General features: G+C 58.9%; 14 protein-coding genes. 4 read left to right on the top strand and 10 right to left on the bottom strand.

All coding sequences use genetic code 11. The features are described 5' to 3' along the window. Nucleotides 1-111 precede the first annotated feature (111 nt). Nucleotides 112-801 (top strand): esterase, encoded by a 690-nt coding sequence (ypfH, locus tag ITX55_RS23180; RefSeq protein WP_072627164.1) that lies wholly within the window; start codon nt 112-114, stop codon nt 799-801. A gap of 30 nt (nt 802-831) precedes the next feature. On the opposite strand, the gene ITX55_RS23175 is transcribed toward ypfH, so the two are convergent. The 7 genes from ITX55_RS23175 to ITX55_RS23145 form a co-directional block, all read right to left on the bottom strand. Next, nucleotides 832-1,017: a YpfN family protein gene (locus ITX55_RS23175; protein WP_004941720.1), complete on the bottom strand. Its 186-nt coding sequence runs from the start codon at nt 1,015-1,017 to the stop codon at nt 832-834. A gap of 2 nt (nt 1,018-1,019) precedes the next feature. Continuing rightward, nucleotides 1,020-1,694 (bottom strand): M15 family metallopeptidase, encoded by a 675-nt coding sequence (locus ITX55_RS23170; protein ID WP_223085406.1) that lies wholly within the window; start codon nt 1,692-1,694, stop codon nt 1,020-1,022. After that, nucleotides 1,691-2,818 carry a succinyl-diaminopimelate desuccinylase gene (gene dapE / locus ITX55_RS23165; protein WP_033651525.1) on the bottom strand — a complete coding sequence of 376 codons (1,128 nt, stop codon included), beginning with the start codon at nt 2,816-2,818 and terminating at the stop codon, nt 1,691-1,693. Before dapE ends, ITX55_RS23170 begins: the two co-directional genes overlap by 4 nt. Next, nucleotides 2,815-3,201, bottom strand: coding sequence for an ArsC family reductase (locus ITX55_RS23160; RefSeq protein WP_033651524.1), 387 nt, complete (start codon nt 3,199-3,201; stop codon nt 2,815-2,817). The genes dapE and ITX55_RS23160 overlap by 4 nt, the downstream gene beginning before the upstream one ends. 256 nt (nt 3,202-3,457) lie before the next feature. Then, nucleotides 3,458-4,009, bottom strand: a complete 552-nt coding sequence (locus tag ITX55_RS23155; RefSeq protein WP_123061883.1) for a LuxR C-terminal-related transcriptional regulator — start codon at nt 4,007-4,009, stop codon at nt 3,458-3,460. A 729-nt stretch (nt 4,010-4,738) separates the two neighbouring features. Continuing rightward, nucleotides 4,739-5,170 (bottom strand): GNAT family N-acetyltransferase, encoded by a 432-nt coding sequence (locus ITX55_RS23150; protein WP_147839004.1) that lies wholly within the window; start codon nt 5,168-5,170, stop codon nt 4,739-4,741. Between the two features lie 9 nt (nt 5,171-5,179). Then, complete coding sequence (locus tag ITX55_RS23145) at nt 5,180-5,659, bottom strand: tetratricopeptide repeat protein (RefSeq protein WP_147839003.1); 480 nt, start codon at nt 5,657-5,659, stop codon at nt 5,180-5,182. 216 nt (nt 5,660-5,875) lie between these two features. Here ITX55_RS23145 and ypfM point away from each other — a divergent pair, with 216 nt between their 5' ends. Then, nucleotides 5,876-5,935: a protein YpfM gene (gene ypfM, locus ITX55_RS23140; RefSeq protein WP_100396732.1), complete on the top strand. Its 60-nt coding sequence runs from the start codon at nt 5,876-5,878 to the stop codon at nt 5,933-5,935. A gap of 124 nt (nt 5,936-6,059) precedes the next feature. On the opposite strand, the gene acrD is transcribed toward ypfM, so the two are convergent. Continuing rightward, on the bottom strand, nt 6,060-9,194 hold the full coding sequence (gene acrD / locus ITX55_RS23135; protein WP_046687604.1) for a multidrug efflux RND transporter permease AcrD: 3,135 nt from the start codon (nt 9,192-9,194) through the stop codon (nt 6,060-6,062). Between the two features lie 292 nt (nt 9,195-9,486). Between acrD and ITX55_RS23130 the strand changes: the two genes are divergently transcribed. Beyond that, entirely contained in the window at nt 9,487-9,765 is a 279-nt protein-coding gene (locus ITX55_RS23130) for a helix-turn-helix domain-containing protein (RefSeq protein WP_004941750.1), read from the top strand. 31 nt (nt 9,766-9,796) lie between these two features. Here the strand turns inward: ITX55_RS23130 and ITX55_RS23125 are convergent, their stop codons facing one another. Both ITX55_RS23125 and narQ read right to left on the bottom strand, forming a co-directional pair. Then, nucleotides 9,797-10,429: a response regulator gene (locus tag ITX55_RS23125; protein WP_033643992.1), complete on the bottom strand. Its 633-nt coding sequence runs from the start codon at nt 10,427-10,429 to the stop codon at nt 9,797-9,799. A gap of 161 nt (nt 10,430-10,590) precedes the next feature. Continuing rightward, nucleotides 10,591-12,267: a nitrate/nitrite two-component system sensor histidine kinase NarQ gene (gene narQ / locus ITX55_RS23120; protein ID WP_223085403.1), complete on the bottom strand. Its 1,677-nt coding sequence runs from the start codon at nt 12,265-12,267 to the stop codon at nt 10,591-10,593. Between the two features lie 387 nt (nt 12,268-12,654). Here narQ and nudK point away from each other — a divergent pair, with 387 nt between their 5' ends. Next, on the top strand, nt 12,655-13,230 hold the full coding sequence (gene nudK / locus ITX55_RS23115; RefSeq protein WP_033643990.1) for a GDP-mannose pyrophosphatase NudK: 576 nt from the start codon (nt 12,655-12,657) through the stop codon (nt 13,228-13,230). Nucleotides 13,231-13,554 lie beyond the last annotated feature (324 nt).

Below are 13,554 nucleotides of genomic sequence, written 5' to 3'. Positions count from 1 at the left end.
CTTGCTCAATAAAACCCGATTTTCCCGATTTCTCAGCGGCGTATAGTGGCTGTCAGCGGTGCGGCGACGACAGTCGCTGCGTCAGGTTTGGTTACTATTAAGGAGTCATCGATGAAACATGAGCATTTCGTTGTCCAAAGCCCGGCGACCCCGGCGGCGCAGCTGATCTTGCTGTTTCACGGTGTCGGCGACAACCCGGTGGCGATGGGGGAGATCGGCAGTTACTTCGCCAAAGAGTTTCCCCAGGCGCAGGTGGTAAGCATCGGTGGCCCCGCAGCGTTTGGCAACGGCGCCGGCCGCCAGTGGTTTTCGGTGCAGGACGTGACCGAAGAGAACCGCGTGGCCCGCATCGCAGACGTAATGCCGCAGTTTGTGGCCGTGGTGCGCCATTGGCAGCAGCTGAGCGGCGTTGGCTATGCCGGCACTGCCCTGGTGGGGTTCTCGCAGGGAGCGATCATGGCGCTGGAGGCGTTGAAGGCGGAAACCCGCCTCGCCGGGCGAGTGGTCGCGTTCAGCGGGCGTTTCGCCCAGTTGCCTGAGCAGGCGTTCGGCGACAGCGTGGTGCATTTGATCCACGGTGAAGAGGACGCGGTGATCGCGGTGCAGCACGCTCATGCGGCGGCGGAAGCGTTACGGGCCGGCGGCGCCGATTTCACGCTGGACGTGGAACAGGACGTTGGGCATGCGATCAACCAGGGCATGATGAACGCCGCGCTGGAAAGGTTGCATTACTATGTGCCGCAGCGCTACTGGGACGAAGCCTTGTCCGGCAAGCGCGGCGAGCTGATCGCCTTCCGCTAAAAATTCAGGGCGCCGATGAGCGCCCTGATATCACTTCTTCTTCGGCCAGTCGTCTTCGTCATCCCACTGGGCGTTGTTGTCGCGGTGCGGCGGAATCTCCGGCTTGTTGGCCAGATAGCTTTTGACGTCAACGCGGCGCAGTTCCTTGATGCCGCTGACGACCATCCCCACCAGAACCAGCAGGATAATCCACCAGTAATCAGCTAACCATTGCATAGCTACTCCTTTCCTTTACTGCGTATAAAACGCGAAAAAATCGATGGCAGATGGCGTTCGAGCCATTCGGCACCGGCGACCTCCTTGTCTTGCCAGGCCGCCAGCAATAGCGCCGGCGTCAGCAAGTGTTCGGCTTCTTGCGCCAGCGGCCGGTAGCTCAGATGCCACGGCTCCACCGCCACGCCGCCGCAGTCTTCGGTGAAGGGGCGGTAGAAACCGAATTCGGCCATATGCGCCGTCAGCCACTGGTTAAGGGGCGCAAAGTAGCCGCCTTCCTCATATTCCCACGGTTCCAGCTGCAGCTTTTGCCCTTCCGGCAACAGCGACGGATCGTACACGTCCAGATCGCTGCCCCAGTGGTGGCGGCTGGCGCCCGGCAGAGCCGACCAGCGCAGGATCGCCTCACAGCGCTCGGCGGCGGACAGCGGCGCGACGTCGATCGGTTGACTGTCCTTATCTAATACTGGCCGCTGGCCGCAGAATTTGCCATTCCAGATGGCCAACTGCCGGTCAAAATCGCGGAAGGTGCTGGCGGGCTGGAGATCCAATCCCGCCGCACGCGCCGCCTGCTGCATCGCCAGGAACGCGTTGACGGCTTCCGGCTGCAGCCGATGGTTGCCGCTCAGCGGCGCCAGGTGCTCGGTCGAGCGGCCGGTGAGCATTTCTGCGTTGATCATGCGATCAATTGCTCCATGATGCGTTGATACATGCGGCTCAGCAGCTGCAGATCCGCGGCGTTGACGCATTCGTTGACCTTGTGGATGGTGGCGTTGACCGGCCCCAGCTCCACCACCTGCGCACCCATCTGCGCGATGAAGCGGCCGTCGGAGGTGCCGCCGGTGGTCAACAGCTGCGGCGTCAATTCAGAATAGTGCTCGACGGCGTTGACCACCGCATCCACCAACGCGCCGCGCGAGGTGAGGAACGGCTGGCCGGACAGACGCCACTCGATGCTGTAATTCAACTGATGGCGTTCCAGCAGCTCTTCCACGCGCTGCTTGATCATCGCGTCGGTCAGTTCGGTGCTGAAACGGAAGTTGAACTGTACGTAGAAATCGCCTGGGATCACGTTATTGCTGCCGGTGCCGGCCTGCACGTTGGCGATCTGCATGCTGGTCGGCGGGAAGAACTCGTTGCCGCGATCCCATTCGATCGCCACCAGTTCATTCAGCGCCGGCATGGCGCGGTGCACCGGATTGTCCGCCAGATGCGGATAGGCGACGTGCCCTTGTACGCCGTGGATATGCAGGTTGGCGGTGATCGAGCCGCGACGGCCATTTTTCACCACGTCGCCGACGCGCTCGGTGCTGGACGGCTCGCCGACCAGGCAGTAATCCAGCCGTTCGTTGCGCGCCATCAGCGCTTCAACCACTTTAACCGTGCCGTGAGTGGCGCTGGCCTCTTCATCCGAAGTGATCAGAAAAGCGAGGCGGCCCCGGTGATTCGGGTTGGCGGCGACAAAGCGTTCCGCCGCCACCACCATCGCGGCCAATGACCCTTTCATGTCCGCCGCGCCGCGGCCGTACAGCATGCCGTCGCGGATCGCCGGTTCAAACGGCGGGTTGTCCCAGCGCTTTTCATCGCCGGTCGGCACCACGTCGGTGTGCCCGGCAAACGCCAGGGTTTGCCCTTCGCCGCGCCAGGCCCAGAAGTTTTGGGTGTCTTCGAAGTCCATTGCTTCGACGGTGAAACCGATCGCCTGCAGGCGATCGATCATCAGCTGCTGGCAGCCTTCATCATTTGGGCTGAGGGAAGGGCGTTTGATCAGTTGCTGAGCCAGTTCGATAACCGGGCAAGTCATACGGCGACCTCGGCGATAAATTGCTGGTAAGCGTCGGCGTTGAAACCGAGCAGGGCGCGCCCGTTGCCGGCGTCCAGCAACGGGCGTTTGATGATCGCCGGCTGCGCCAGCATCAGCGCGATGGCGGCGTCGGCGTTATCGCAGGCGTTGCGCTGCGCTTCATCCAGCTTGCGCCAGGTGGTGCCGCGGGTATTGAGCAGCGGCTCCCACCCCAGTTGCGCGACGAAACCGCGCAGCCGTTGTTCGTCCAGGCCGTCGGCGCGATAGTCGTGAAAATGATAGGCCACGCCCTGATCTTCCAGCCAGCGGCGGGCTTTTTTGATGGTGTCGCAGTTTTTGATGCCGTACATCGTCAGCGTTGTCTGTTGCGGTTTGTTTGCCATGGCGTAAAGCTACCTGTCTCGTCGAGTCGATACTGAGCGGCGTGGGCGATCTTTGGCCCGCTAGCCGCCCGGCGATAGCAGAGATAATGCCAGTAAAGCAGCGGCGAGATCCAGACAACGATGCGTGCGAGGTGCGATTGCGCGCCAGGGATAAGAGGTCGGCAACGTGGTTGAACGGCTGCCTTCGCCGACCGTGCTGGTGAAAAGGCGCCGGCGAAAGCGTTTTGCCGCCAATGCAGAGCTGGCGGAGAGAGAGCTACTCTTTATTGATCCTTATGTTTAAACGATCGGTCAAACACCGTACGCGGGTAATATGCAAGAGCGGTTTTATCCGGCTGGCGCCGAGTTTTTTCATTATTCGCGACTTGTAATGATTGGCGGTTTTATTTCTGATATTCATGGCATTGCTGATGTCGGCCAGCGATTTTCCCGTCGACCATTCCGAGAGAAAATGCGACTCGCGCTGAGAGAGTTGCGGCGGCTCGGTATAGTGGCTGTAGCGCTTATATAAGTCGCCGATCAGGTGGCTGAAGCGGCTCAATGATATAAGGTTTGATAATATAATGGTCTTATTGTCGACAATCACCATGTCATGCAGGCAGTCGGTGATAATGACTATTTTGTAGGTATTGGGGTTGGCATATTCATCGCGGTAGCGCGCTTCAAAATTGGCGATGGTGACATCGATAAAGCAGACCCTTTTGCGGCTAAAGCCGGCCGGCGCGCGTTTCTCCGCCCAAGTTTGATTGATGAGCTGCCGGATGCCGATAGCGGTATAGGCACACGCGCTGAAAATATCAATTTTCATTTTATTATAATCCCTTAATTTCTATTTCCCGGTGAGGATTGATATCTTAAAACATAAAAAAAGAAACAATCTAAATAATTTCACATTGAACTTATTGGGCGCCGCAGGGAAAGAACGCTATCCTGCGGTGGACAATCAGGAAAGCCCCATATACTAGCATGATTTATAAAGAGTAAATTTGGTTTTTAATCGAGTTGCCCAGTGAAGAAAGAGGGATAGAATAGAAATCCTCTATTAATACTCCGGTTATTAAAAGGAATTAACATAGAAAGTGGCTATCAAAATAAAATATTCGATCGTTAATATCGATCGTTTTTGTGAGGGAGGGGATGCTAATGAATTAATAATTAAGATATTTCTTGCTTTTTAGCGAGGGGTGTCGCTTATTTTTAACTCAGTTCAAAGAGTGTGCTGGGACAATCTCATGGCCCGCGCCAAATTAATGGCAAAGATAAATCTTAATCAAAAAAATGCGATGTTTTAAGCTGCGAGCGTTGTGCAAGTGGGGAGGATTTATACGGGGGAACGGCATGAAAGAATGCCGGATCGAAATTTCCGATAAGATCACGTCGGAAATAGCGTCTTGTCTTGTGGACGGATTGGATCGCGTTAACGATGAATATATCGGCTACGACAATCGTCGGCCGCGGTGAAAGATCCTGACAGCGGCAGCAATTCTGCGGGGCATTTGCCCCCGTATTTTTATCAGCCGAATGTTGTAATGCGCGATTAACGCACGTAGCCCCCCTGTTGCAAACGCCGCAGAGCATCCCCTTCTGCGAACACCATGCCGGTGGTCAAATCGTGAAAACCGTACTTTTTATAGAAAGCCAGTTTTTCCGGCACCGAATAGATGAAAATCTTGCCGAGCGGCGCCAGATCTTGCATTACCCGGTCCATCAACCGGCGCCCCAATCCCTGCCCCTGAAAGCGCGGATCGATCGCCACGTCGGCCAGGTAAGCGACCGAAGTCAAATCGCTGATGGCATGCGCGGTGGCGATCAGCTCATCGCCGATAAACCCCCAATAGCAAAACTGGCTGTGTTGATAAACGCGTTGCAGCGTATGCGGATCGCGTTCGCCCAGCCCGGCGGCCTGCAGCAATTCACACAGCCGCCGCCAGTCGATGGCGCGGCGGTTCATATCGGTGATGATTTCCATCGTTGTCCTCTAATCAATATGATTGAGATCGGCGGCATAGTGCCGAATGGCGCGCTGATAGCCGCGGATGTCGGGGGCTGACGAGGTTTCCGCCAGCAACAACAACAGATCGGCCACGGCCCGTTTACCTTCATCCAGATTGTACAGCGTCATGGCGCGAAACAGCCTCAGCTCGTTGGCCTGCGGGAATTCAGCCAGGCCATCGTCGAAAGCGCGCAGCGAAGCCGGGTATTTCCCCAGGGCGCGGTAAGTGCTGCCGAGGCCCAGCCAGGCTTCACGGCGCTGGGCGGGCGGCAAATCGCGACCCAACGCCGCGAGGTAGCAGGGAATCGCCTGTCGCTCCAAACCCTGAACGTCGTACAGGCAGGCCAGCTGAAAATGCAGCATCGCCGCTTCCGGCTCTGCCGCCAGTTGCCGCAACGCCAGCGCAGTGGCTTCCTGATAATGACCTTGCGCTTTCAACTGTGAGACAGACAAAGAGGTGGACATGATCGGCGCTCCATTGGCGTATTGTTATACCTTTTACACGCTATCGTGGAGAAATTGATATCACAAGGGAATAGCCGCACTGAACATTGATCAGATAAATACGAAAATGTGCGCTAACCCCGGTTTCCGGGCCCGGCATCGTTCCCGTTTCCCTTCACATGGTCAAAAAACAGGCGTAGAATCCGCTTCGTCAAATAATTGAGGTTGTAAAGTATTATGGTTGATCGTGAATTAGGAAACTGGAAAGACTTCATTGATGAGATGTTGGGCAACTGACACAGCGATGAAGCCGATGGCAAGGTTGAGTCATTGGAAAATTACTGAAACACCGTGGGAACGAGATATTCGTTCGAAAAAGCAGCATCGGTCATCCGACGCTGCTTTTTTTATGCGCCGCCGATCACTCTTCGGCGGGCGGTGTGGCGGCAGGATGCGCTTTACCGGGGAAGCGGCGGCGAACCAGCACGAAGAACAGCGGCACGAAGAAAATTGCCAGCAGGGTGGCGGAGATCATGCCGCCCATCACCCCGGTGCCGACCGCATGCTGGCTGCCGGAACCGGCGCCGCTGCTGGTGGCCATCGGCAGCACGCCGAAGATGAACGCCAGCGAGGTCATCAGGATCGGCCGCAGGCGCATGCGCGACGCGTCGAGCGTCGCCGACATCAGATCCTGCCCTTTCTGGTTCAGCTCATTGGCGAACTCGACGATCAGAATGGCGTTTTTCGCCGACAGCCCAATGATGGTCAGCAGGCCGACCTGGAAATAAACGTCGTTCTCCAGGCCGCGCAGCCAGGTGGCGGCGACCGCGCCGATCACCCCCAGCGGCACCACCAACATCACCGAGAACGGAATTGACCAGCTCTCGTACAACGCCGCCAGACACAGGAACACCACCAGCAGCGAGATGGCGTACAGCGCCGGCGCCTGCGAGCCGGACAGCCGTTCCTGATAGGACATCGCCGTCCATTCCAGACCGAAGCCGGCCGGCAGCTGGCTGACCAGTTTCTCCATTTCCGCCATGGCGGTGCCGGTGCTGACGCCGTTGGCCGCTTCGCCGACGATCTCCAGCGCCGAGCTGCCGTTATAGCGTTCCAGCCGTGGCGAACCATACTCCCAGTGCGAGCTGGCGAAGGCCGAGAACGGCACCATGCCGCCCGTGCTGTTGCGCACATACCATTTGTTGATGTCATCCGGCAGCATGCGGAACGGCGCCGCAGCCTGCACGTAGACTTTTTTCACCCGGCCGCGATCGACGAAGTCATTGACGTAGGTCGAGCCCCAGGCGGTAGAGAGCGTGCTGTTGATGTCGTCGATCGACACGCCCAGCGCCTGAGCCTTGCGTTGATCGATATCGATTTGCAACTGCGGGCTGTCGTCCAGGCCGTTGTGGCGCACGCGCGACAGCAGCGGATTTTGCCCGGCGAGCTGCAGCAATTGATCGCGCGCCGCCATCAGCTTGGCGTGGCCGAGGCCAGCGTGGTCTTCCAACTCCATATCGAAGCCGGAGGAGTTGCCGAGGCCGGTGATCGCCGGCGGACTGCTGGCGATCACCCGGGCTTCGTTAATCTTGCTGAATGCCTGAGTCGCGCGATCGATGATGTCGAATGAGCTGTTGGCGCCCGAGGCGCGCAGGTCCCAGTCTTTCAGCCGGACAAACAGGCGCGCCACGTTTTGGCCGTTGCCCCCCGGCCCGGAGCCGATGATGGCGAACACCGACAACACGTCCTGTTTCTCTTCGGTGAGGAAGTACTGCTCGACCTTCTCCACCACTTTGGACGTTTGCTGCAGGGTCGATCCCGCCGGCAGCTGCACCTGTACGGTGAAGATGCCGCGGTCTTCCTGCGGCAGGAACGAGGTCGGCAGCTTGATGAACAGCAGCGCCATGCCGCCGAGCAGCAGCAGATAAATCACCATATAGCGGCCGCTGGCGTGCAGGATGCGCCCCACGCCGCGCTCATAGCGATCGGCATTGCGGTTGAACATGCGGTTGAACCAGCCGAAGAAGCCGCGCTTGCCGTGATGATGCCCCTTGGCGATCGGTTTAAGCAGCGTCGCGCACAGGGCCGGGGTCAGGATCATCGCCACCAGCACCGACAGCACCATGGCGGAGACGATGGTGATGGAGAACTGGCGATAGATGGCGCCGGTGGTGCCGCCGAAGAACGCCATCGGCACGAACACCGCCGACAGCACAAGAGCGATGCCTACCAGCGCGCTCTGGATCTGCCCCATGGATTTGCGCGTGGCCTCTCGCGGCGGCAAGCCTTCCTCGCTCATCACGCGCTCGACGTTCTCCACCACCACGATAGCGTCGTCCACCAGCAGGCCGATCGCCAGCACCATGGCGAACATGGTGAGGGTGTTGATGCTGAAGCCGCAGGCGGAGAGGATGGCGAAAGTGCCCATCAGCACCACCGGCACGGCGATGGTGGGGATCAGGGTAGCGCGGAAGTTCTGCAGGAACAGGTACATGACCAGGAACACCAGCAGGATGGCCTCCAGCAGCGTTTTCACCACGTCCTTGATCGAGGCTTTGACGAACGGGGTGGTTTCATAGGCCACTTTGGCTTCCAGTCCGTGCGGGAAGTATTGCGACAGCTCGGCGATTTTGTCCTTCACCAACTGGTCGGTCTGCAGTTCGTTGGCGCCGGAAGCCAGCTTGATGTTCATGCCGGCGGCCTGCATGCCGTTGTAGCGGCTGAGGTAGTTGTAGTTCTCGCCGCCCAACTCAACGGTGGCGACGTTGCCCAGCGTCACCAGCGAACCGTCCTGATTGACCCGCAGGGTGATCTGGCGGAACTGCTCCGGCGTCTGGAGCTGCGACTGGGCGTTGATGGTGGCGTTCAGCGCCTGTTTATCGACCGACGGCGTGCCGCCCAACTGGCCGACCGCCACCTGGGCGTTCTGCGACTGAATGGCTTTGACCACGTCCTGGGTCGTGAGCTGATAGCTGTTGAGCTTGTTGGGATCGAGCCAAATGCGCATGGCGTACTGCGAGCCGTAGACGTCCATGCTGCCGACGCCGTTGATGCGGCTGAGCGGATCCTGCAGGTTGGAGACGATGTAATCGGCGATGTCCTGCTTGTCCATGCTGTTGTCGGTGGAGACGAACGCCACCATCATCAGCGTGGTATCGCCGGATTTCGAGACCGTGACCCCCTGATTCTGCACCGCCTGCGGCAGACGTTTGATCGCCGCCTGCAGCTGGTTTTGCACCTGCTGCATCGCTTCGTTGGGGTCGGTGCCGGCTTCGAACGTCAGCGTGACGGTCGCCTGGCCGGTATTGGTGCTCTGCGACGACATATACATCATGTTGTCGAGGCCGGTCATATTCTGTTCAATGATCTGCGTGACGGTGTTTTCCAGCGTTTGCGCCGAAGCGCCTGGATAAGTTGCGCTGATGCGCACGTTCGGCGGCGCCAAATTCGGGTATTGTTCTACCGGTAAAGAAAAAATCGCCAACGCGCCGGTCAGGCAAAGAATTATTGCCAGCACCCAGGCGAAAATCGGGCGATCAATAAAAAAATTGGCCATGCAGCGCGAACCTCGTTATGACTTGTTCTATCTTTAAAACGCATCAGAATTATGCATTTCAGCGGCAGGGAGGGATCCCGGCGCTATTGCACTGTACTCGGGAAAGCCGAGGAAAGCGTGGAGAAAAAAAGGAGATAGTGTAAATAACGGTAGCGTAAAACGGCGTTGGCGCTTGTTTGCCGACAACGAGACGCGATTAAGACATTTTTATGACTGTCGAAGGCCGTGCGCGCCTTCTTCGCGCGCACGGAACCGGAAATAAACAGGACTCACCTTACAGCAGGAGCTTGGCATGGGAATTAACCCGGTATTTGCCCGTCGGCTTTATTTGTGCTGGCTGATCAGCCACAGTGAGCGGCCCAATGTGCCGCGGTTGATGGCACTGACCGGTTGGCCGCGCCGCACGTTGCAGGATGTGCTGAAGGCGCTGCCCGGCATGGGCGTCGAGCTGCAGTTCGTACAGCAGGGCGTGCGCAACAACGACGGTTTCTATCAGCTGGAAAGCTGGGGGCCGTTCAACAAGAGCTGGGTGCACCAGCACCATCAGGCGCTGCTCAGCGCCATCGAGTAAGCTGCCCCGGCGCAGCGGCCGGGGCTGACGTTCATTGGCTTTTATGCTCCAGGTACATCACCGTCGCCGCCACGCGAGAGCGCACGTCCAATTTGCGCAGTATGTTGCGGATGTGCACCTTCACGGTTTCTTCAGAGATATGCAGCTGCGCCGCTACCTGTTTGTTGGACAGGCCGCGCGCCACCTCTTGCAAGACATCCAGCTCACGTTCGGTCAAGGCGGCAAAGGGATCGCGCTGCTCACTGCGCGCCAGCAAATAGTCGGCCATGGCGTCGCTGATCACGTTCTGCCCCTCGGCGGCGGCGCCGATGTGCTCCAGCAGCAGTTCCGGCTCGCTGTCTTTCAGCAGGTAGCCGTCGGCGCCGGCGTCGATCAGCGCATACAGATCGCTGCGCGCGTCGGAGACCGTCAGCACGATGATGCGCGCGTCCACGCCTTCGTCGCGCAGGGCCCGCAGCGTGTCCAGCCCGGACATGCCCTTCATGTTCAGATCCAACAAGATCACGTCCGGGGCGTGCTGCAGCGCCAGCGCAACCGCCTCGCTGCCGTTGCCGGCCTCCGCTACCACGCTAAATCGCGCATCCAGTCCCAGCAGTTGTTTGATGCCGCGCCGCATCAACGGATGATCGTCAACGATCATGACTCGGTATTGCTTCATCACCATGAAATATGCTCCCTGTAGCAAGTAAAGCCACTCAAACGCGCCCTGCGGCGTGCTTCACAGTGGGACTGTCTCTTCAAAAATAGCGGCAATCAGCGCCGTAAACCTCCCCGGACGGCCTTCCGCCCGGCGGCAACCGTAACGCAGAATGAACAGCCGTAAGGTCAGGGCGAGAATGTCAGGCAAACCGCCGTGCCGCCGCCGCTTCTGCGCTGAATGTGCAGCGCTCCTCCCAATCGCGCCGCGCGTTCGCTCATGATGGTCAAACCATAATGCCCTTCCGGTTCCTCCAGACTGGCGATGCCGCAACCGTCGTCGGTAATGCTGAAAACGTTGTCGCCTGCGGCGTTGACCTCGCAACACACCGTAATCTCGTCTGCCCCGGCGTGCTTGACGGCATTGAGCACCGCCTCGCGCACGATCTGCAGCGCGTGCACCTGCTGCTGGGCGTTGAGCGCCTGCGAAGACAGCCGACAGTGTAACTGAATCCGCGCGGGGGTTAGCGCTTTTAATGGCTGCAACAGCTGCTCCAGCGCGGCGTTCAGATCCGCCTCCTGAATGTTGAGACGGAAGGTGGCCAGTAGCTCTCTCAACTGGCGATAGGCATCGGCCAGCGTGCGATCGAAATCGTCGATAATGGTCTGCGCCGCCGGATCGGCGGCGCTGCGCCGCAGCAGCGTCAGCTGGATGCGCAGGAACGACAGCGTCTGCGCCAGCGAATCGTGCAGCTCGCGGGCGATGGTCGCACGCTCTTCCATCAACAGCAGATATTGGTGCTGCTTTTGTGCCCGGTTGAAGTAAACGCCGCGGCCCAACATATTGGCCAGGCTCTGCATCAGGTGAGGATGCGGCGGGTGCGCCTCGGGCTGCCAGCGCAACTCGCCCAGCGGCTTGTCGCCCTGGGTGATCGGCAGCGCGTTCCAGGCCTGCGTCGGCGCCGCTTCCCCTTCGCTCAGCCGCCACTGGCCCTGGCCGTCCGCTACGTTCAGCTGGATGCAGCGCAGCCGTTCGCTTTGGCGCACGATGCGCAGCACATTTTCGAACGCCTGCTGATCGAGCTGGCGCACGCTCAGCGCCTGCGAGCAGCGATACAGCACCTCAAGCGTTTCATTGGCCTGCTGCAGACGTTGGGTTTTTTCCTGTACCTTCAGCTCCAGCGACTGATAGAGCCGGGCCAGTTCGTCCGACATGGCGCTGAAGGTTTGCGACAGCACGCCGAGCTCGTTCGGCAACGTCACGTCCAACTGCGGGTGGCGAAAATCCCCTTGTTGCACGCGCTGGCTGGCGTCGACCAGATGCTGCAGCGGGGTGACCACCTGGCGGCGCATGAAACGAATGCAAAACAGCACCAGACCGATGATGGCGGCGTAACCCAGCACGCTGACGGCGGCCACCAGGGTCAGTTTCAGTTCGGAATAGCGCTGCAGGGCAGACACGAAATGGTCAACGCGATTGACATGGCCGGCGACCTCCGCCCGATAGGCGATCGCCTGCCCGTTGCGGATCTGCCGCTCCATCGTTTGCCACGCCTGTTGCAGCGCCTGGTAATGGTTGCGCACCTCGGCCGGTACGTAGAAGCGCGCCAGTTTTTGCAGCGCCGGCGCCTGCAATGACTGCCGGTATTGCTGCAGGTGCAGCTCCAGTTCTGGGCTCTGTTGGTCGAGATCGAAGGCCAACCGGTAGCTTTGCATGCGCAGCGAACCGGCGATATTGATCGCTTCGGCATCACTCTGGCTGCCGGCGACGGTGGTCAACGCCAACCCGGTGGCGAGCACCGACAGTATCACGATGCCGAACAGTGCTTTGGCCAGGCTGCCGGTCACGGAACGTTTAACAAGCAATCAAGGATCCTTCTCTCAGGTAGGGCGCGTCGCCAGTTTCATTCGAAAGCAAAACTATAACTTTTGCAACTAAAATGCACCGCGATTTGTATCAAGTTGTCAACAAAACGGGAACAATTGTGGTTGTGTAATCAAATGAATAGCGAAACGCCCATCGATTTTCAGCGGCGGGCCGGTTTCCTCTGACGATTTGTCTTTGGGGGGCGAATCGCACTGGGTTTTATGCAATCTCATGCGCCTGAGCGCGACTTATTTTTCATTATTTTAAGCAATGTTAAGTCCCGGCTTGTCCGGCGGGGCGCGGTGTGATTTTTGTTGCAAATCGTCTGCCGCGGCGCGGCCTAATCGCGGTATGATCTTCACGTTGTCACGCAAGGGAAAAGGGTTATGTCGTCGAAAATTGAGAATGTGAAGAAAGAGCTGCTGTCGGACAACTGGTATGTGCTGCACAAGTACACGTTCGATCTGAAACGCAAAAACGGCGGTTCGGTGCAACAGGTGCGCGAGGTCTACGATCGCGGCAACGGCGCCACCATTTTGCTGTATAACCGCGCCAAGGGCACGGTGGTGCTGACCAACCAGTTCCGCATGCCGACCTATGTCAACGGCAACGAGAGCGGCATGCTGCTCGAGGCCTGCGCCGGCTTGCTGGACGCCGACTCTCCGGAGCAGTGCGCGCGCCGCGAAGCGGTGGAGGAGACCGGTTTTCAGGTCAGCGAGGTGAAGAAAATCTTCGAAGCCTACATGTCGCCGGGCGGCGTGACCGAGATCGTGCACTTCTTTATCGCCGAATACCATGACGATGAGCGGCGCGCGGCCGGCGGCGGCATTGAAGATGAAGATATTGAGGTGATCGAACTGCCGTTTCGCGACGCGGTGGCGATGATCGCCGATGGCCGGATCAAAGACGGCAAGACCATCATGCTGCTGCAGTATTTGCAGATTCATCGGGTGATGGAATAAAAAAAGCTGGTCATGATGACCAAGGCGGTTCAGTTAAGCCTGAGTGGCATTTTTTATCCAGCCTCTGGGCGTTCTGTGCAGGGGAATTGCCGTAAATGTCCCGCATTTCTCTGTGGCCAATATGAACGGCAATTGGAGGGGCCGATGGCGCGGCCCCTCCACCCGCGCCTTTGCTTAACACCGTCTGTCCGCTATGCGGATACCCTCGCCGCGTCTGCGTTGTCTGGCGGGTCGGCTGCGACAAACGTCCCTGTTAGTCTCGCCTCAACGGCCTTCCCTGGCCGGTTGCCCCTGACAACGCCGTCTTGCTCGGCAGCCGGTGAT

Origin of the sequence: Serratia sp. EWG9 (assembly GCF_019913725.1) — a bacterium.
Lineage (GTDB): Bacteria > Pseudomonadota > Gammaproteobacteria > Enterobacterales > Enterobacteriaceae > Serratia > Serratia ureilytica.
This window is presented reverse-complemented; position numbering and strand designations above follow the sequence as displayed.